Origin of the sequence: Velocimicrobium porci, from assembly GCF_009696045.1 — a bacterium.
In the GTDB taxonomy this organism is placed as follows: Bacteria; Bacillota; Clostridia; order Lachnospirales; family Lachnospiraceae; genus Velocimicrobium; species Velocimicrobium porci.
Genome location: NZ_VUMT01000004.1, coordinates 89547 through 109119, shown reverse-complemented (window position 1 = coordinate 109119; position 19573 = coordinate 89547). Strand labels below are relative to the sequence as shown.

The window sequence follows — 19573 nt, the reverse complement described above, 5'->3', positions numbered from 1 at the left end:
TGGAATGGAGTTAATTGACAAGAGAATTAAAGGAATATGTGATGAATTAAAGAAACTTTCTGTTGTTCAAAGGATTGAAATAAAAGAATTAGAGAAAAAACATGGGAATTTTATTTATCCTTCTGATGCAGAACAGGCAGAAGGTGATTGGGAAACATTTGACAGCAGAACAATGCACTGGTATGGAAAAGACCAGCACGACTGGTTTCGAACAAGATTTACTGTACCAAAAGAGTTTGCAGGGAAAGCGTTATGGATGAATGTAAAAACACAGATTGATGAATGGGATGATGCGAAAAATCCACAATTTCTTCTTTTTGTAGATGATGTTCCGACCCAGGGAATTGATATGAATCATAGAAGAGTTTTATTAACAAGAGAAGCAAAAGAAGGAACGACCTACCAACTTGACCTTCAGGCTTATACCGGAATTTTACATTCAGAGTTTAACCTAATTGTAGAAATGCTGGAAATTGATCCTGAGATTGAAGGATTGTATTACGACTTATATGTTCCGCTTAGTGCATTTGATCGAATGGAAAAAGACGATAAAGTAAGAAGAGATATCGAAACAGTATTAAATAATTGTATTAATTACCTTGATTTGAGAACTCCATATTCGAAAGAGTTTTACAATTCTGTAAAAGAAGCAAGAGAATACATAAAAAAAGCATTGTATGAAGATATGGCAGGTTATGATGATGTAATTGCCACTTGTATTGGTCATACACATATCGACGTAGCATGGTGGTGGACGGTTGCCCAGACAAGGGAAAAAGTAGGACGGAGCTTTGCAACCGTATTAAAATTGATGGATGAATATCCAAACTATAAATTTATGTCCAGTCAGCCTCAGCTTTATTACTTTTTGAAGGAAAGATATCCAGAGCTTTATGAACAGGTGAAGCAAAAAGTAAAAGAAGGACGCTGGGAACCGGAAGGTGGTATGTGGGTAGAAGCTGATTGCAATTTAACTTCCGGGGAATCACTTGTCCGTCAGTTCATTCATGGAAAACGGTTCTTTAAAGAAGAATTTGGGGTTGATAACCGTATTTTGTGGCTGCCGGATGTATTTGGCTATTCGGGAGCGTTACCACAGATTATGAAAAAATGTGGAATTGATTATTTTATGACAACAAAGCTTGCATGGAACCAGTTTAATAAAATGCCATATGATACACTTAGATGGAGAGGAATTGATGGCACGGAAATACTTACCCATTTGATTACAACATTGGGAGTAGGACAGGATACAAATGACTTCTTCACAACCTATAACGGTATGTTACATCCGGATGCAATCATGGGTGGTTGGAAACGCTATCAGAACAAAGAGATTAACAATGATATTTTGATTTCCTATGGTTATGGAGATGGTGGCGGTGGTCCGACAAGAGAAATGTTAGAAAATTCAATCCGCATGGAAAAAGGAATTAAGGGAATACCAAAGGTAAGACAGGCATTTGCAAGAACTTATTTTGATGAATTGAATGAAAGAGTAAAAGATAATAAAAGACTTCCGGTTTGGGAGGGAGAATTTTATTTTGAATATCATAGAGGAACGTATACTTCTATGGCAAGAAATAAGCGTTCCAATCGTAAAAGTGAAATTATGATGATGGACTTGGAATTGTTATCCATATTGGCTATGCAAAAGCAAAAGGTTTATCCGGCAAAAGAGCTTTATAACATGTGGAAAACAATTTTGATTAATCAATTCCATGATATTCTTCCAGGATCTTCAATTAAAGAAGTATATGAAGTGACAAAAGAAGAATATAAAGAATTAAAAGAAAAAGGAACGGCTATGATAGAAGAATGTCTTCACACACTTACTTCAGATGGTGAGGGTATAACGATTTACAATACACTGGGCTTTGAGCGAAATGATGTAGTAAATCTTGGTGAAGTTGAAATCAAAGCTTTAAAGGATGAGAACGGAACCGTTTATCCGGCACAACAGACAAAAGAAGGAACAATTGTATACTTAAATGGACTTCCATCTAAAGGAAGCAAAGTATTTGAGATAGAAAATCAGAACGATGCAGGTGATGAGCTTCCATTTAAACAGAATGGAAATATGCTGGATACTCCATTCTATCATATTGAACTGGATGCTCAGGGAATGTTTACTTCGATTTATGATAAAGAAAATAAACGAGAAGTTTTACAAAATGGAGAAAGAGCAAATCTATTCCGTATGTATGAAGATAAGCCAATTTATTATGATAACTGGGATATTGATATTTATTATTCAGAAAAATTCTGGGATGTAGAAAACGTAACCCGTATGGAATGGACAGAGCTTGGAGCAGTTCGTGCTACATTGGAGATCGACCGTACAATCAGTAATTCTGTTATAAAGCAAAAAATATATTTTTATGCAAAAAACAGACGAATTGAATTTAACACGTATGTTGACTGGAAAGAACATCAGCACTTATTAAAGGTACATTTCCCTGTTAACATTCATACCGATGAAGCTACTTTTGATATACAATTCGGTAACCTGACTAGAAAAGTACATACAAATACAAGCTGGGATATGGCACGCTTTGAAAGCTGTGGTCAGAAATGGATGGATTTGTCGGAAGGACATTATGGAGTCAGCCTGTTAAATGATTGTAAATATGGTCATTCCGTAAAAGACGGAAATATGGCACTTACACTGATTAAATCAGGAATTGAACCAAATCCTACAACAGATCAGGAAGAGCATTTCTTTACTTATGCATTATATCCTCATGCGGAAGGATGGCGCCAGGGAGGAACAGTAAAAGAGGCATATAAGTTAAACTATCCGGCATATGTAGTAAATGGTGGAAATCCTTATGAGGCGATGTCACTACTATCAGTGGATCAACAAAATGTTATGATAGAAACAGTAAAAGAGGCAGAAGACGGAAGTGGAATTATCGTTCGTATGTATGAATATGAAAACAGTTTAACAGATGCTCATATAAAATTAGGAATGGAGCATGTAGCGAACATTATTGAATGTAACCTAATCGAGGAAGAAATGGAAGCAGTTCCAATGGATGGAGATGGATTCAATATAACGATAAAACCATATGAAGTAAAAACATATAAAATAGTGGTAAAATAATATGGAAGATTATAAGAATGAAAGGCTTTCCCCTAAATTACGGGCGGAAAGCCTTCTGTCCAAAATGACATTAAATGAAAAGATAGGTCAGTTAAATCAAAGACTGTATGGATTTTCTGTTTATGAGCGAAGGAATGTATCAGGAATCAAAGAGGAACAATTGGTCTTGACAGAAGAATTTAAAGACGAAGTAGAAAAATATAGTGGATTAGGTACTTTGTATGGTCTTTACCGGGCAGACCCATGGTCGGGAAGGACAAATGAAAATGGACTTGTAGGGAATTTTGCACTAAAAGCTTATAATATGGTACAGAACTATGTAATAGAACATTCAAGACTGGGTATTCCAGCGTTCATTAGCACGGAATGTCCACATGGACATCAGGCAATCGGAGGATATTTGTTGCCGGTTAACTTAGCAATGGGTGCTACCTTTGATTGCAGGCTTGTAGAAAAGGCATATTCTGTTTGCGGAAAGCAGATGAGAGAAATGGGGGTAGATTTTGCACTTGTTTCTATGCTGGATGTGCTAAGAGATCCAAGATGGGGACGAAGTGAAGAATGTTACGGAGAAGATCCATTTTTAGTGTCCGAATTTGCTAAGGCAGCAGTAAAAGGAATCCAATCACAGGGAGTTTATGTTGTAGCGAAGCATTTTGCGGCTCAAGGTGAGGGAACCGGAGGAATTAATGCCAGTGCGGCAAGAATCGGAGAACGAGAACTTAGAGAAATTCATTTACCGCCAATGAGAGCCTGCTGTGAGGCAAAAGTAAAAGGCGTTATGGCAGCGTATAATGAAATTGATGGAATCCCATGTCATGCAAACCGATGGTTACTTCAGAAAGTCTTGCGGGAAGAAATGGGGTTTGATGGAATTGTTATGTCAGATGGAGTTGCAATTGACCAGCTTAATGCCATGACGAATGACACAGTGAAATCAGGTGCAAAGGCATTGAGGTCAGGTATCCAGGTGGGACTATGGGATGAAGCATTTGGAAGACTTGACGAAGCATTAGAGCGGGGGCTTATTACAATTGAAGAAATTAATAAGGCGGTTTTGGCGGTACTAACGATGAAATTTGAACGTGGCTTGTTTGAGCATCCATATAGAGAGATTACTGAAAAATGGCAGAATTATCATTATAACGAATATACAGAATCATTACAGCTAGCAAGAGAATCAATCATACTTTTAAAAAATGAAAAAAAACGAAGTAAAAATTATACGATTTTAGAAGAAAACAAAATACTTCCGCTTGATTATACCGGTTTAAATTCGATTGCTGTAATAGGACCAAATGCCGATGATATTTATTGTCAGCTTGGAGATTATACACCGCCGATTGAAGAAAATGATGCTGTGACGATATTGGATGGGATAAAACAATACAATAAAGAGCATGGAAATCATTTGAAGGTTCAGCATGCCAAAGGATGCCATTTGTTGGAAAGAGAAGAATCACTGTTATCAAAGGCAAAAAAAATTGCTAAATCGAGTGATATTGTGTTACTTGTTGCTGGTGGTTCTTCGAGTAGATTTTGTTCTGATAACAGTTTAAAATTTGATTTAAATGGAGCTGCAATTACGAAAGAAAATAGTTCGATGGATTGCGGAGAAGGCGTTGACACAGCAATACTTCAATTGCCAGATGCTCAGCGTGAGTTGATAAAGGAAGTTTGTGCAGAAAATAAAAATGTGATTCTTTTGGTTATTGGAGGGCGTCCTTATGCAATAGAGCAAGAGATAGAATTACCAAATGGCGTATTTTATGCCTTTTATCCGGGTATTAAGGGGGGAAAAGCAATGGCGGAGATTTTGTTTGGAAAGATTAGCCCATCAGGTCGATTGCCTGTATCAATTCCACGTCATGCAGGACAATTGCCTGTATATTATAATTCGAAAGCTTCTTATCAAAGTATGAATTACTATGACTTAAAACATAAACCACTTTATTCGTTTGGATTTGGATTAAGTTATACTACATTTAAAATGGATGGAATTGAGTGGAATAAACGGAATATTTCGATTGACGAGATAAAAAAAGAGGGAGTTACTCTTACATTTTGCATAAAAAATATTGGAGAAAGAGGAGCATTTGCAGTACCGATGTTATTTATACGGCATAAAGAATCTTCTGTTATTCCAAGGATAAAAGAGCTGAAAGCGTTTGATAAGGTGTGGATACCGAACAAAGGAAGGAAAAAGGTGACCTTTCATTTGTCTTGGGAAGAGCTTTCAATTTGGAATGAATCAATGAAATTTATAATGGAAACCGGAATAATAGAACTTTCTCTCTCGGAATCCGGAGAGAGAATATGGAAGGGTGATTTAAATGTATTTGATACCACAGCCGAAGAAAATAACGAAAATAGAAGGAGTCTATAGAATTCGGTATCAGGACCATATCATGATTGATAGTAATTGTGGTTCATCACTTGATGAATATGCAAAAATATTGAAGCAGGAAATTGAACAGTCGTTAGGTTTTTCCCTTATGATAAAGAGAGGAAAGAAAAAACAGAATGGAATTTATTTTTCGATTTGTAAAGAGTATAAGGAACAAGAGTATATGCTCAAGGTTAACACAGAGGGAATTGAAATAGCAGCTGGAAGTGATACAGGTGTGCTTTATGGTGTCCAGACGCTTCGGCAAATAGTAAGACAGAATGGTACCTCTATTCCTTATCTTACAATTTTCGATGAACCTGCAATTTTAAATCGTGGATTTTATCATGATGTGACAAGGGGAAGAGTTCCCAAGCTGTCTTACCTAAAGTGGCTGGCGGATAAACTGGCTTTTTATAAAATGAATCAGCTTCAATTATATATTGAGCATAGCTTTCTATTTGAGGATTTTAGTGAGGTATGGCGGGATGATACGCCGCTGACAGCAGAAGAGATTATGGAGCTTGACCGATATTGCAGCAGAATCGGGATTGAATTAGTTCCCTCTATTTCCTGTTTTGGTCATTTATATAAAATTTTAAGTACAAAGTCTTATTCTCATTTATGTGAATTAGAGGAACCAGAAAAAGAACCATTTTCTTTTTTGGCAAGAATGCAGCATCATACAATTGATGTATCTAATGAAAATAGCTTAGAATTTATAAAGAAAATGATAGAGGAATTTCTTCCACTATTTTCTTCTTCGCAATTTAATATTTGTGCGGATGAAACTTTTGATTTGGGAAAGGGCAAAAGCAAGGTTTTGGCAGGACAGATTGGAAGAGATAGAATGTATCTTAACTATGTTAAGGAGTTATGTGAATTCTTGGTAGAGAAAGGGAAAAGACCAATGTTTTGGGGGGATATTATTTGTGGATTTCCAGAAGCAATAAAAGAATTGCCAAAGGAAACCATTTGCCTTAACTGGGGATATGCACCAAACCAAAGAGAACTAGAGTCCAAAAAACTTCATGAAGTAGGAGCAACACAATATTCTTGTCCCGGAGTTGGTGGATGGAATCAATTTATAAATTTAATTGATTCTTCTTATGAAAATATTAAGAGGATGTGTACTTATGCAGAAAAATATAATTCGCTAGGGGTATTAAATACGGATTGGGGTGATTTTGGTCATATAAATCAGCCACAGTTTAGTATAACCGGATTGATTTATGGTGCAGCATTTTCTTGGAATACGGATATTCCTTCAAAAGAAATGATAAATCGTCAAATATCGTATTTGGAATTTGGCGATTCAACGGAGAGCTTTGTTTCGTTGATTGCAAAATCAGAGAAGTACCGTTCGTTTGAATGGGAAGGAGCTGTAAGATACATGGAATTATCAATACAGGGGGCATCCGAAGAGGAAAAGGAACTTTATTTTAAAGAAGTTTCCAATTTGTCTAATGTTGCAGAAAATAATATAGAATTAGAACAATTGGTAAATGAGTTATACGAAAGTATATCATTTATGAACATAGAAACCAGAAAAGGAGTAAAGCCTTATATTGTTGCAGCCGAAGGAATGATTCTATTTAATCAGATTGGGGCGATAATCGGAAAAAGAGAATATGGGATAAATTCTAGTATTGAAGTAAAAGAAAAGGAATTGGCTGTAATACTCGAAAATTGGTTTTATCATTATAAACAATTATGGCGTCTGGTTAGCAAAGAATCGGAACTATACCGGATTCAAGCTGTCATTAACTGGTATGCTGATTATTTAAGAAAATAAGTTATTCGAGTTGATATGAAAAAACTGCTTTTTGAGTTCAGAAAAAGCAGTTTTTTTGATTTTGTCTTTTAAAAATGAAATTTAAAACAAGAAAACTTGGATAAGAAAAAAGCAATTGACAAATATCACATAGAAATATAATATATGAGTAAAACAATGAAAGAATACAGGAAATAGAAAAATACGAAAGAAGGGAACTGCCATGTTGAAAAAAATGGAAAAAATGAAGATTAATGAAAAGCTAAAGTATGGATTTAGTCTAATTATTGGTTTGTTGCTATTTATTAGTGTTTTGGAAATTATTGGAATGAATCTTGTTAATGGAGAAATGAATTCATATCTTAATGGAGCACAGAAGGCAGATACGGCAGTAAAATTATGTCGTATTGAAGTCAATGTGGCAGCAAGAAGTATTCGTGAGATGGCATTAAGTGATGATGTTACTTCTTATGATAAATATATTAAGAAAATTCAGGAAAATGAAGAAACTCTGAAAAAAAATTTAGAAGATCTTAAAAATGCAAATGTATTAGAAGACGCTTTATATCAAGAGTATACAAATGCGATTATGGAATGGATTGAGATTGGCAATAAAATTATAGATGAAATTCAGAGCGGAAATAAAGAAAACGCCAAAAAATTAATTTTAGAACAATGTGCACCGGCATTGGATAGTGCAGTTACAATTGCAAAAGATATTGATAAAGCGACGGATGAATTAAAACAACATGCAATTGCACGGAATCACTATACGGTTATTTTAAATATTACAATTATTGTTATAATACTTATAGTTGCTTTAGTTATGGCAACTATAGTAAGTAGAAAAATTATAAGTGGAATTGTTAATCCATTAAATGAGATTGAAAATGCAGCAATTGAATTATCGAAAGGAAATCTCCAGGACAATCTTACGTATCATTCAGAAGATGAAATTGGAAAAGTTGCACATAGCCTTAGAAGTTCAATTAAAACGTTGAATTCATATATTAAAGATATTGATCAGGAAATGAAGAAGTTTTCGAAAGGTAATTTTACAGTAGAGCCAAATGTAGAGTGGAAGGGTGATTTTGTAGGTATTTTAGAATCATTTAAAAACTTTGAAAAGAAAATGGCGGAAACTGTAAATAATATTCAAGAGGTAGCAGGTCAGGTATCAAACGCGTCAGAGCAAGTTTCGATAAGCTCTGCGGAACTGGCGAATGGAGCAGCAGAGCAGGTTGGTGTAACAGAAGAGCTTACTGCTACAATCGAAGCGGTTTCTGAACGGATTCGGCAAAATGCAGATAACGCAAATCTCATTAGTAAAGAAGTTGAAGCAGTAGGCGTTGAAATTGTAAATAGCAATGGAAAAATGCAGGAAATGATGAAATCAATGGATGAAATTAGTCAATCATCCAATCAAATCAGTAATATTATTGCAACAATAAATGATATTGCTTCACAGACCAATTTATTAGCATTAAATGCTTCAATTGAAGCTGCAAGAGCAGGAGAGGCAGGAAAGGGGTTTGCGGTTGTAGCGGATCAGGTTTCTGTACTGGCAGCACAAAGTGCAGAAGCTGCAAAAAATTCTGCTACATTAATCGAGTCTTCCGTTTCTGCTGTAGAGAGAGGAATGGTAATTGCTGAAGAGACAGCGAACCAGTTAGAACGGGCAGTAGAGGGCTCACAAGAGATAACAGAAAAAGTAAATAGGATTGCGGTTGCCTCGGAAGAACAGGCGGAGTCAATCTCTCAAATTAATCAGGGGGTTGAACATATTAATGATATTGTTCAAACTGCTTCTAAAAATTCAGAAGAATGTGCAGCTTCAAGTCAGGAAATGGCAAGTCAGGCGGAAACATTAAATAGTCTTATTAGTGGATTTAACGTAAAAAATAACTAATTTTTTAATTTAAGCTTATTCAAGTACTTTAGACAGTATTTTGAATAAGCTTTTTTCTTATGCTTGTAGATCATTTGTTGTTATCACGTTTGTAAGTAAAAGAAAACAAAGATAGATAGTACCTAAAGCGATACATAATAAAATTAAAAATAAGCCCGAAGGAATAGGGATAAGTGCTTTAAAATATTCATATAATTTTAAGCTTAAAAAGCCTAAACAGAGTAAAATAAGCGATGGTTTTAAAATCCAGTTGATGGAGTCAATTGTAATTGGTACGTGTTTTCGAATCGTATAAAAGTCTAGTATAGTAATAATTAGCTGGCTTACTAAAAGCCCTATCATGTAGCCTTTTAATCCCTGCTTTGGAACGAGCCAGCAGAGGAAAAAAATACGGACACCAAGGCTGATTACGGTATTAAATAATGTCATATGAGCCTCCCCCAGCCCATTAATAATACTTCCAAGCATTGTAGAAAGATAAAGAAAAGGACAGAGCCAGGATAAAATAGTCATATAATTGCCTGAAGTCGGATTATGGAAAAATACAGTGCCTAAAGTATCTCCGAATAATAGAAAAATACAGGATGCATAAAGCCCAATTAGAAGGCTGTATTTCATAGACACTTCAGAAGTTTTCTTTATCTGTGTCATATTATTAGAGGCTTGTGCTTCTGACACTGCCGGCAAAAGTAATACAGCAACAGAGTTTGTAATGGTAGAAGGAAACATAATAAACGGCATGGACATACCGGTTAAAATGCCATATACACTGAGTGCTTTTTTAGAGGACATTCCGTATATTTGAAGCATATAAGGAATTAAGACTGCCTCATAACTATGTAATAAACTTACAACAAGTCGATTGCCGGTTAAGGGAAGAGTAAGGGAAAGAAGTCGCTTAATCGGATGAAAATGAATTGCTTTTTGCTTTGTTTTTCTTTTACGGTCCAATAAGAGAGCAAAAATACTAAAAATATCAGATGCAATTTCACCTAAAACAATTCCGAGTACAGCCAGTTCACAAGTAACCTTTTGATTGCCATTTCCAAGCATAACAGAAAGGATATAGACACTGGCAATACGGACAATCTGTTCTAAAAGCTGTGTTGTTGCAGGAACACCGGTTTTTTTCAGTCCGTAATAGTATCCATTGATACAGGCGGTCATTCCGCAGAAGGGAAAAACAAATGCTAATACTCGCAAAGAGGATGCACATCTTCGTTCCATAAGAAATTTTTCTGCAATAACATCTCCCATCCAAAATAGTAAAACAGACAAGGAAAGAGCGATGGACACAGATAAAAGCAAACCTGTCTTTAAAACACGTTTTTGCTTTGCCGACGCTTTCAAATCGGCAGAACAGTTAGCGACTAATTGTGAGATAGCCGTTTGAATTCCAGAACCATAAAGGGTAAAACATATTCCATAAACTGGAAATACAAGTTGATAAAGTCCAAGATGTTCGGCTGTAAGTGTATTGGATAAAAATATTTTATAAAAAAATCCCATAATACGGGTAATTAGTCCGGCAAAAGTAAGTATTAAAGTTCCGGTTAAAAGTGTATTCTTTTTTTTCATAAAAAGACTCCAGAAAAGTATCTTTACAATTGTATTCAGAAACATACAAAAACAGTATAGAAAAATAGAAAAAGATAGTAGAAAAAAGGATTGACATGACAAAAAAAAGGTGGTAACATAATCTCGTCAATAAATCCAAGTAAAATAGTTGGAATTAAAATACTAGGAATTAAATTGCTGGGAATTAATCCATTTTGGAGGAGTTACTATGAAGTTATCAACGAAAGGAAGATATGGACTTAGAGCTGTTCTTGACTTAGCAATTCATAGTGAAGAAGAGGCGGTTGCACTCAGTGCAATTGCTGCCAGACAGAACATATCAATAAGCTATTTAGAACAGTTAATTGCAAAACTAAGAAAAGCAGGAATTGTAAAAAGTATGCGTGGAGCAAAGGGAGGCTATGTACTTGCAAAATCGCCAAATGAAATCTCAGTTGGTGAAATTCTTCGCTGTCTGGAGGGAGATTTAAATCCTGTTGACTGTGCAGAGATTGTGGGAGGAGAGTCTACCTGTGGAGCTTCGGATATATGTGTCACAAAATACGTTTGGAAACGTATAAGTGATAGTATAAATAGTGCGGTTGATGGACTTATGCTTTCTGAGTTGGTGGAGGAGAGTAAATCAATGTGTTCTGATAAAGAAAGGAACAAAGAGAAAGAAAGCTTTTGTTAAAGGAATAGATTAAAATTAGGAGATGAAGGTATGAATAAGAAAATTTATCTTGATAATGCAGCGACAACTGCAACAAGACCAGAGGTAGTGGAGGCAATGCTCCCATATTTTACAGAAAAATTTGGTAATCCATCGAGTGTGTATGAGTTGGCGGGGGAGAGTAAAAAAGCAGTTGATACAGCAAGAGAAACAATAGCAAATTCACTTGGAGCGAAAACAAATGAGATCTATTTTACTGCAGGTGGTTCGGAATCGGATAACTGGGCATTGAAAGCAGCAGCTGAGGCTTATAAAGAAAAAGGAAATCATATTATTACATCCAAAATTGAGCATCACGCAATTCTTCATACTTGCGAATATTTGGAGAAAAATGGTTACGAGGTTACTTATCTTGATGTAGATGAAAATGGGGTTGTAAAGTTGGAAGAATTGAAAAAGGCAATTCGTCCGACAACAATAGCAATCTCAATTATGTTTGCAAATAATGAAATCGGTACAATACAACCGATTAAAGAAATTGGAGAGATTGCGAAAGAACATGGAATTATATTCCATACCGATGCAGTACAGGCATATGGTCAGCTGCCAATCAATGTTGATGAGTTCCATATTGACATGTTAAGTGCAAGTGGTCACAAATTAAATGGTCCAAAAGGAATTGGATTTTTATATATTCGTACAGGATTAAAACTTCGTTCCTTTATTCATGGTGGAGCACAGGAACGTCACAGAAGAGCCGGTACGGAAAATGTCCCTGGTATTGTAGGGCTTGGAAAAGCTGCGGAGATTGCGAAAAATACGTTAGAAGAACGCCGGCAAAAAGAAATTCAGTTAAGAGATTTATTAATTGACAGAGTGTTAAGAGAAATTCCGTATGTAAGATTAAATGGTCATAGAACAAATCGCCTTCCAAATAATGCAAACTTTAGTTTTCAGTTTATAGAAGGAGAGTCTCTGCTAATTATGTTGGATATGCAAAATATTTGTGCATCCAGTGGTTCAGCCTGTACATCAGGCTCATTAGACCCATCTCATGTTTTACTTGCAATTGGTTTACCACATGAAATTGCCCATGGCTCTTTAAGACTTACATTAAGCCACGATACAACGGAAGAAGAAATCAATTACACAGTAGAGAAAATAAAGGAAATTGTTGCAAAATTAAGAAGTATGTCACCGTTGTATGAAGATTTTGTAAAGAAAAATCATATTGAACAGGAATAAAAAAGGACTTAACATAGAAAAGATAAAAACAGGAGGAAGAAACGATGTACAGCGAAAAAGTAATGGATCATTTTACCAACCCAAGAAATGTGGGTGAGATTGAGAATGCCAGTGGAATTGGTACGGTAGGAAATGCAAAATGTGGAGATATTATGCGGATTTATCTTGACATAGACGAGAATGGAATTATAAAGGATTGTAAGTTTAAGACATTTGGATGTGGTGCAGCAGTAGCAACAAGCAGCATGGCAACAGAACTTGTAAAAGGAAAAACAATTGAGGAAGCATTGAAAGTAACAAATAAAGCAGTAATGGAAGCATTAGACGGACTTCCACCAGTAAAAGTACATTGTTCTCTTTTAGCAGAAGAAGCAATTCATGCTGCTCTTTGGGATTATGCTGAGAAAAATGGTATTAAAATCGAAGGCTTGAAGAAACCAAAGTCAGATATACATGAGGGCGAAGAAGAAGAGAATTATTAAGTAAACTTTAAATAGATCATAAACAAGGAAACTAGAAGTGGAAATAGAAAGTAGAGAACTAGGAGAACTTTCATGGAAAAGAAAAAAGTTGTGATAGGAATGTCAGGAGGAGTCGATTCCTCTGTAGCTGCCTATCTGTTAAAACAGAAAGGATATGACGTGGTAGGAGTTACAATGCAGATTTGGCAGGATGAAGATACATTCAGTCAGGAAGAGAATGGAGGCTGTTGTGGTCTTAGTGCGGTAGATGATGCAAGACGGGTAGCAAATCAACTAGAAATTCCTTATTATGTCATGAATTTTAAAAAAGATTTTAAAGAAAATGTCATGGACTATTTTTTAGAAGAATATCTAAAAGGACGTACACCAAATCCATGTATTGCCTGCAACCGCTATGTGAAATGGGAGTCCTTGTTAAAACGTTCTTTAGAGATTGGAGCAGATTACATTGCTACCGGACATTATGCGAGAGTTGAAAAGCTGTCAAATGGAAGGTATACACTTCGAAAATCGGCAACTGCCTCCAAAGACCAGACTTATGCACTTTATAACTTAACACAGGAGCAGTTATCCCATACCGTTATGCCGGTTGGAGATTATACAAAAGATGAAATCCGTGCAATTGCAGAAGAAATCGGATTACAAGTAGCGAATAAACCAGATAGTCAGGAAATTTGTTTTATACCTGATAACGATTATGGAAAATATATTCGGGAAAATAGCGATACGGAAATAAAACCGGGGAACTTTGTTACAACAAAAGGTGAAGTTGTTGGAAAACATAAAGGAATTCCGTATTATACAATCGGTCAGAGAAAGGGACTAAATCTTTCTCTGGGACGTCCGGTATTTGTCGTAGAAATTCGTCCGGAAACAAATGAAGTAGTAATTGGTGATAACGAAGAAGTATTTTACGAAAAGCTGTATGCAAATCGTGTAAACTTTATGACAATACCAGAACTGACAAACGATATGAGAGTGTCAGCAAAGATTCGCTATAATCACCAGGGAGCAATGGCTACAATACGGATGATTGGTGAAGATTTATTAGAGTGTGTATTTGATGAACCGCAAAGGGCAATTACACCTGGACAGGCAGTTGTGTTTTACGATGAGGACTTAGTCGTTGGCGGAGGCACTATACTTGGAAAAAATTTTAAGTAATAAGAGGGCTGTATTACCTTAAAAATTTGGTAACACAGCCCTCCTTTTGTTTGCTCTTTTTTACAATCAGGGAGTGGAAGATTAGTTTAATCCTATAAAGGAAGCTGGATTGGTTTCCTTTTTTCGTAGACGCTGTAATAGCGGTAGCCTAAGGTTTTAAGCAGATTTTCTATTTTGGGGAAATCGTAAGCATAGTGGAGTGGTGTATGAGCATCCGAACCGATTGTTAATAATTCTCCGCCTAATTCACGATAGCGTTTTAATATATCTGTGTGAGGATTTGGGTGGGGAAGTCCATATTTTAGACCTCCGGTATTAAGCTCCAGTGCCTTTCCATTTTGGATTAAGTAGCGTAAAATTTCATCTATTATATCACCATGTGCCTGATAACTGTAGCCTTTTCCTTTCGATGGAGAATACCGGACTACATAGTCTAGGTGAGCGCATGTATCAAAATTATTAAATTGTTTGAAATTTTCCAATACCATCTCGAAATAATCTTGAATTCCTGCCTTTTCTGTTCGTCCTTCCCAATAGATTGGCTGATAAGGGTCTGTGTCATTTACTAAATGAGTCGAACCTACTACAAAATCAAAAAAATGTTCCTTTAACAGTTTTTCCAATTTATCAGTGATATCTGGTTTTATTCCAACCTCGATACCTTTTCGGATTTTTATTTTCTCTCCAAATTGTGTATAGAGCAATTCAAACGTTTTATCATAATTTTCTACGTCCAATATAAAATCTAATCCGTCCGTAATTGGAAATCCGTAATCCATATGATCCGTTAAATAAAAATAAGAAAAGTTTCTTTTCAATGCTTCCTTCACTAAATCTTCTATTTTCGCATCTGAGTCAGAAGAAAATGAAGAATGTACATGCATATCTGTAAGTATCATATATTCACCACTTTCTGTAAAATAATAAGTATGACGGGAGAACAAAGTGCAGTCATCCGTAGGTGTCAGTTGACCCCATCATCTAAGATATTTCAACTAATCCGGAAATATCTGGTTTAATTGTTAAAGAATAATTCGTATGATAAATCACAAAACCGGGTTTTCCGTTATTTGGTTTTTTTACATGTTTCCGTTCCACATAATCAATCTCTACTTTATCCATATTTCTGCCTTTCGAATAAAAGCCGGCCAGCATTCCGGCCTCCTCAAAAGTTCGATCAGGAAGTTCTTTTGCTCCTTCCATTTTTACAACGACATGTGAACCGGCCATTCCCTTTGCGTGGAACCACCAATCATTTCCGTTTGCAAATTTAAATGTTAATTCTTCATTTTGATAATTGTTTTTCCCAACATACATATGAAATCCGTCAGAAGAAATATAATGAAATGGTTTGCTTGTATTTTTATGTTTTTTTTCTTTTTTTCCATTAACTCCATGTTTTTTGATATAACCATATTGAATCAATTCTTTTTTTACCTCAATCAGGTCATCTTCTTCCAAAGCAATGTCTAATGCAGCACTGATAGATTCTAGGTGTTCGATTTCTTCTTTTGTTTCTTTAATCTGAACCGATAATGCTTCAAAGGTACGCTTTAATTTGCCATAACGGTCAAAATATTTTTTCGCATTTTCCATTGCAGAAATAGTATCGTCTAAAGGAATTCTAATTTCCTGATTGGTATAATAGTTTTCACAGGTTAAAGATTTTGCTCCTGGTTCTGCCTGGTATCCGTAAGTAGTAAGTAATTCGCCATAAATTTTGTATTTTTCCCTTTTTTCTGTATCTTTTAATTGTTTACATTGTAAATCATATTTTTTTCGTGTCCGTTCCGTTGCAGTGGATACAATTCGTCTTAAATCCGATGATTTTTGACGGATTCGTGTAACGATGTTTTTCAACGAGTAATAGGACTCAAGTACTTCGGAGATGCTATCGTGGTGTTCAACCTGAAAATCCTGATAGCAGGTTAATAATGTGCTGGAAAATTCAATTGGTTCTTTGTTCCTTTTATCATATATAATAATAGGATCAAAATTACATTCGGATATATCTTCCATAAAACGTGTTAATGTTTTATATAAATGAAGCCCTTCTATTTCATTTACTGTACTCGTGCTATTGCCGGAATCTAATGAAGCACGGACACAGATTTCATTGGCAATTAGCGGACTGATTCCGGTTAAGGATGTGTAGATTGCTTTTGACAGTGTAGTTGGTTTGGTTAGGACAAAATCTTTAAAACGTTCATAAGTTATTGTCAATGGATTTTCTTTTTCCTGGGTTTTGGCAATAAAATAATTTCTACCTGGGAGGACTTCCCGGACGGAGCTTACAAGCCCGGAAATATGTTTGATGCTGTCTATAATTACTTTTTTATTGTCACAGAAAATAATGTTACTGTGTTTTCCCATTAATTCTACAATTAAATATTTAATGCAGATGTCACCCAGTTCATTTAAATGTTCGATTTTAAATTCAATGATACGTTCCATTTCCGGTTGGGAAATATCAAGTATTTTTGCACTATTTAAATGTTTTCTTAGAAGCATGCAGAAGTTTGGCGCTGTAAGCGGGCTTGGTTTGTTTTCCTTTGTTAGATAAATAAGCGGAAGACTTGCACCTGCAGAAATTAATAATCTGTGCTGTTCCCTGTTGTTTTTTATTGTTAAAAGAAGCTCGTCTTTTTCAGGCTGGGCAATTTTATTGATACGGCCTCCTATTAATGTTTCTTGTAGTTCACAAACAAGATTTGATATAACGATTCCATCTAAAGCCATGTTATCACCTATTTTCTTTCTTTAATTATAGTAAGATACCACAAAGTGCGTAGTCATCCGTAGGTATCAGGGGCAAAATATCTTTTGCCCCAACATCATAGTAATACAGAATTATAACATATTCGTAGTATATATGGCAAATATATGCTCAAAAGTCCTTAGTTTTAATGCGGTCAGTAACTTTACAAACAGGAAAAAATTTGATAAGCTATAATATAATGTGAAAATGAGATAAGAGGGGTTTTGTGATAAAACAGAAGTAAAGATTGGTAAAATTTGACTGATAATGCGGACGTAACTAAGGATTGGAGGACAACAGAAGATGAGAAAGATTTTATCTGTAGACGATAGTGTTTCTACTTTGACACTTGTGAGGGAAACGCTTCGTGATGAATACAAAGTATTTGTAGTGACTTCTGGTGAAGAGGCATTGGCATTTTTGGATAAGCAGAAACCGGATTTGATTTTATTGGATTTTTATATGATGGGATTGGACGGGTTAGAAACTTTGGAAAAAATGAACGCGAGAAAAGATTTTGACATTCCGGTTGTTATGCTCACTTCTATTTCAACGAAACCATTAGAAGAAAATTGTCGTGCTTTAGGAGCTGTTGCATTTTTGCCAAAACCATTTGATCCGGAAGAATTAAAATCGTGTATTCGAGATATTTTTGATAAACAACGTTGACTTTGAAAATAGATTTATATATAATGTACAAAGATTTAATTTCAAACAAAGAAAAGAGTGTAGAATCAAATGCTAAAAAGTATGACGGGCTTCGGTAGAAGCGAGATAACTACAGTAGAGCGTAAAATTATTGTAGAGTTAAAGGCAGTAAATCATAGATATTGTGACATTTCAATTAAAATACCTAAAAAGTTGAATTTTTTTGAGGCTGCAATCCGTAACCTGCTAAAGGAGTACATAGGCAGAGGTAAGGTTGATGTTTTTATTTCCTATGAGGATTATACAGAGAACAAAGCTTGTGTTAAGTATAATCATGATATTGCAAAGGAGTATATGGAGTGTCTGAATCAGCTTGCAAATGACTTTGGTTTAGAAAATGAAGTTAAAGTATCGCAATTGTCCAGATATCCGGATGTCTTTACACTAGAGGAACAGACGGTTGATGAAAAAGAGTTATGGTCGACATTAGAACAGGCGATTCGAGAAGCAGCGGAAAAGCTCGTTGAAACAAGAATTGCAGAGGGAGTGCACTTAAAAGAAGATTTATTTGCAAAGTTGGATGAGATGCTGACTTTGGTTGAATTTATTGAAATGCGTTCTCCAGAGATTGTAAAGGAATATCGTGAAAAATTGACCGAGAAAGTGCAAGAACTGCTTGGTGATGCAAAATTGGATGAAAGTGTATTGGCAACAGAGATTATTATTTTTGCCGATAAAATCTGTGTAGATGAAGAAACGGTACGTTTAAGAAGTCACATAAAAAATATGCGTAGTACACTGGAGGCGAAGGATAGTATTGGTCGTAAGCTTGATTTTATTGCACAGGAAATGAATCGAGAAGCGAATACTATTTTGTCTAAGGCTAATGATATCGAAGTTTCGAATAAGGCAATTGATTTGAAAACTGAAATTGAAAAGGTAAGAGAGCAGATTCAAAATATTGAATAATTAGGAGTCGCCATGAGTCGATTTATAAATATTGGATTTGGTAATATTGTAAATGTTGATAAAATAATTGGAATTATAAGCCCGGATGCTGCACCTGTGAAACGTCTTGTTCAGGCAGGAAAGGATAATGGAATGGCAATTGATGCAACCTGTGGTCGCAAGACAAAGGGTGTTATTGTAATGGAGAGCGGACAGCTGATGCTTTCTGCACTGTTACCGGAAACGATTGCAGGAAGGGCAAATATGGATTGGATAAAAGGGGAAGAACATGAGTCGTAAAGGCGTATTAACGATTATTTCTGGATTTTCAGGAGCGGGGAAAGGCACTTTAGTAAAAGAGCTTGTAAAGGAGCACGATTATAGTCTGTCTATTTCTGCAACAACGAGAAAGCCAAGAGAGGGCGAAGTACACGGAAGAGAATATTTCTTTTTGACAAGAGAGGAATTTGAGTGTATGATAGAGGGTGGTCAACTGATTGAATGGACAGAATATGTCGGCAATTATTATGGAACACCAAGAGCTTATGTTGAAGAGCAATTGGAACAGGGAAAAGATGTTATTTTGGAAATTGAGATTGAAGGAGCATTACATGTAAGAAACTTATTTCCAGATTCCCTTCTTTTATTTATAACACCTCCAGATGCAGATGAGTTGCGGAAGCGTCTGATTTCAAGAGGAACGGAAACAATGGACGTTATTAATAAGCGTCTGAAGAGAGCTTCAGAGGAAGCGGATTTTATGAAGGATTATGATTTTATTATTGTAAATGATTGCCTTAAAGATTGTGTGGATTGTATTCATCAGGTGATTACCAATGAACATTATAAAACAACAAATCAGAACGCATTTATTGCGGAAATGAAACATGAGTTAGAAGCTTTTAAGGAAGGAGAATAAAAGT

General features: G+C 35.6%; 15 protein-coding genes. 12 read left to right on the top strand and 3 right to left on the bottom strand.

The features are described 5' to 3' along the window. Positions 1-4: 4 nt before the first annotated feature. The 4 genes from FYJ58_RS04205 to FYJ58_RS04190 all read left to right on the top strand — a co-directional run bounded on the left by FYJ58_RS04205 (position 5) and on the right by FYJ58_RS04190 (position 9175). Positions 5-3106 carry an alpha-mannosidase gene (locus FYJ58_RS04205; RefSeq protein WP_154517700.1) on the top strand — a complete coding sequence of 1034 codons (3102 nt, stop codon included), beginning with the start codon at positions 5-7 and terminating at the stop codon, positions 3104-3106. A gap of 1 nt (position 3107) precedes the next feature. After that, positions 3108-5492, top strand: coding sequence for a glycoside hydrolase family 3 N-terminal domain-containing protein (locus FYJ58_RS04200; RefSeq protein WP_154517697.1), 2385 nt, complete (start codon positions 3108-3110; stop codon positions 5490-5492). Further along, positions 5440-7287 carry a beta-N-acetylhexosaminidase gene (locus FYJ58_RS04195; protein WP_154517694.1) on the top strand — a complete coding sequence of 616 codons (1848 nt, stop codon included), beginning with the start codon at positions 5440-5442 and terminating at the stop codon, positions 7285-7287. The genes FYJ58_RS04200 and FYJ58_RS04195 overlap by 53 nt, the downstream gene beginning before the upstream one ends. Positions 7288-7489: 202 nt before the next feature. Continuing rightward, positions 7490-9175 carry a methyl-accepting chemotaxis protein gene (locus FYJ58_RS04190; protein WP_154517691.1) on the top strand — a complete coding sequence of 562 codons (1686 nt, stop codon included), beginning with the start codon at positions 7490-7492 and terminating at the stop codon, positions 9173-9175. Between the two features lie 57 nt (positions 9176-9232). Here the strand turns inward: FYJ58_RS04190 and FYJ58_RS04185 are convergent, their stop codons facing one another. Next, entirely contained in the window at positions 9233-10753 is a 1521-nt protein-coding gene (locus tag FYJ58_RS04185; RefSeq protein WP_205839143.1) for a putative polysaccharide biosynthesis protein, read from the bottom strand. 208 nt (positions 10754-10961) lie between these two features. On the opposite strand from FYJ58_RS04185, the gene FYJ58_RS04180 reads away from it, so the two are divergent. The 4 genes from FYJ58_RS04180 (at position 10962) to mnmA (ending at position 14296) form a co-directional block, all read left to right on the top strand. After that, positions 10962-11426 (top strand): RrF2 family transcriptional regulator, encoded by a 465-nt coding sequence (locus FYJ58_RS04180; protein ID WP_154517672.1) that lies wholly within the window; start codon positions 10962-10964, stop codon positions 11424-11426. Positions 11427-11456: 30 nt separating this feature from the next. Beyond that, positions 11457-12650: a cysteine desulfurase NifS gene (gene nifS, locus FYJ58_RS04175; RefSeq protein ID WP_154517670.1), complete on the top strand. Its 1194-nt coding sequence runs from the start codon at positions 11457-11459 to the stop codon at positions 12648-12650. 44 nt (positions 12651-12694) lie between these two features. Beyond that, the gene (gene nifU / locus FYJ58_RS04170) at positions 12695-13132 is read left to right on the top strand and encodes a Fe-S cluster assembly scaffold protein NifU (RefSeq protein WP_154517668.1); all 438 of its coding nucleotides are present in this window, start codon (positions 12695-12697) and stop codon (positions 13130-13132) included. A gap of 72 nt (positions 13133-13204) precedes the next feature. After that, positions 13205-14296, top strand: coding sequence for a tRNA 2-thiouridine(34) synthase MnmA (mnmA, locus tag FYJ58_RS04165; protein WP_154517666.1), 1092 nt, complete (start codon positions 13205-13207; stop codon positions 14294-14296). Between the two features lie 92 nt (positions 14297-14388). On the opposite strand, the gene FYJ58_RS04160 is transcribed toward mnmA, so the two are convergent. Together FYJ58_RS04160 and FYJ58_RS04155 are read right to left on the bottom strand one after the other, a co-directional pair. Then, positions 14389-15195 carry a histidinol-phosphatase HisJ family protein gene (locus tag FYJ58_RS04160; protein WP_154517664.1) on the bottom strand — a complete coding sequence of 269 codons (807 nt, stop codon included), beginning with the start codon at positions 15193-15195 and terminating at the stop codon, positions 14389-14391. 82 nt (positions 15196-15277) lie between these two features. Then, the gene (locus FYJ58_RS04155) at positions 15278-17035 is read right to left on the bottom strand and encodes an Rqc2 family fibronectin-binding protein (RefSeq protein WP_154517662.1); all 1758 of its coding nucleotides are present in this window, start codon (positions 17033-17035) and stop codon (positions 15278-15280) included. Between the two features lie 322 nt (positions 17036-17357). Between FYJ58_RS04155 and FYJ58_RS04150 the strand changes: the two genes are divergently transcribed. From FYJ58_RS04150 to gmk, 4 genes are all read left to right on the top strand, one after another. Further along, on the top strand, positions 17358-17723 hold the full coding sequence (locus FYJ58_RS04150) for a response regulator (protein ID WP_154517660.1): 366 nt from the start codon (positions 17358-17360) through the stop codon (positions 17721-17723). Between the two features lie 69 nt (positions 17724-17792). Further along, positions 17793-18671, top strand: a complete 879-nt coding sequence (locus FYJ58_RS04145; RefSeq protein ID WP_154517657.1) for a YicC/YloC family endoribonuclease — start codon at positions 17793-17795, stop codon at positions 18669-18671. A 12-nt stretch (positions 18672-18683) separates the two neighbouring features. After that, a complete protein-coding gene (locus FYJ58_RS04140; protein ID WP_154517654.1) occupies positions 18684-18950 on the top strand; it encodes a DUF370 domain-containing protein in 267 nt (88 codons plus the stop codon). Beyond that, the gene (gmk, locus tag FYJ58_RS04135; RefSeq protein ID WP_154517651.1) at positions 18940-19569 is read left to right on the top strand and encodes a guanylate kinase; all 630 of its coding nucleotides are present in this window, start codon (positions 18940-18942) and stop codon (positions 19567-19569) included. Before FYJ58_RS04140 ends, gmk begins: the two co-directional genes overlap by 11 nt. Positions 19570-19573: the final 4 nt, after the last annotated feature.

What these genes read in the sequence shown, in the direction of transcription:
- FYJ58_RS04205 (WP_154517700.1), top strand. Translation starts at nt 5, where the DNA reads ATGGAGTTAATTGACAAGAGAATTAAAGGAATATGTGATGAATTAAAG.
- FYJ58_RS04200 (WP_154517697.1), top strand. Translation starts at nt 3,108, where the DNA reads ATGGAAGATTATAAGAATGAAAGGCTTTCCCCTAAATTACGGGCGGAA.
- FYJ58_RS04195 (WP_154517694.1), top strand. Translation starts at nt 5,440, where the DNA reads ATGTATTTGATACCACAGCCGAAGAAAATAACGAAAATAGAAGGAGTC.
- FYJ58_RS04190 (WP_154517691.1), top strand. Translation starts at nt 7,490, where the DNA reads ATGTTGAAAAAAATGGAAAAAATGAAGATTAATGAAAAGCTAAAGTAT.
- FYJ58_RS04185 (WP_205839143.1), bottom strand. Translation starts at nt 10,753, where the DNA reads ATGAAAAAAAAGAATACACTTTTAACCGGAACTTTAATACTTACTTTT.
- FYJ58_RS04180 (WP_154517672.1), top strand. Translation starts at nt 10,962, where the DNA reads ATGAAGTTATCAACGAAAGGAAGATATGGACTTAGAGCTGTTCTTGAC.
- nifS (WP_154517670.1), top strand. Translation starts at nt 11,457, where the DNA reads ATGAATAAGAAAATTTATCTTGATAATGCAGCGACAACTGCAACAAGA.
- nifU (WP_154517668.1), top strand. Translation starts at nt 12,695, where the DNA reads ATGTACAGCGAAAAAGTAATGGATCATTTTACCAACCCAAGAAATGTG.
- mnmA (WP_154517666.1), top strand. Translation starts at nt 13,205, where the DNA reads ATGGAAAAGAAAAAAGTTGTGATAGGAATGTCAGGAGGAGTCGATTCC.
- FYJ58_RS04160 (WP_154517664.1), bottom strand. Translation starts at nt 15,195, where the DNA reads ATGATACTTACAGATATGCATGTACATTCTTCATTTTCTTCTGACTCA.
- FYJ58_RS04155 (WP_154517662.1), bottom strand. Translation starts at nt 17,035, where the DNA reads ATGGCTTTAGATGGAATCGTTATATCAAATCTTGTTTGTGAACTACAA.
- FYJ58_RS04150 (WP_154517660.1), top strand. Translation starts at nt 17,358, where the DNA reads ATGAGAAAGATTTTATCTGTAGACGATAGTGTTTCTACTTTGACACTT.
- FYJ58_RS04145 (WP_154517657.1), top strand. Translation starts at nt 17,793, where the DNA reads ATGCTAAAAAGTATGACGGGCTTCGGTAGAAGCGAGATAACTACAGTA.
- FYJ58_RS04140 (WP_154517654.1), top strand. Translation starts at nt 18,684, where the DNA reads ATGAGTCGATTTATAAATATTGGATTTGGTAATATTGTAAATGTTGAT.
- gmk (WP_154517651.1), top strand. Translation starts at nt 18,940, where the DNA reads ATGAGTCGTAAAGGCGTATTAACGATTATTTCTGGATTTTCAGGAGCG.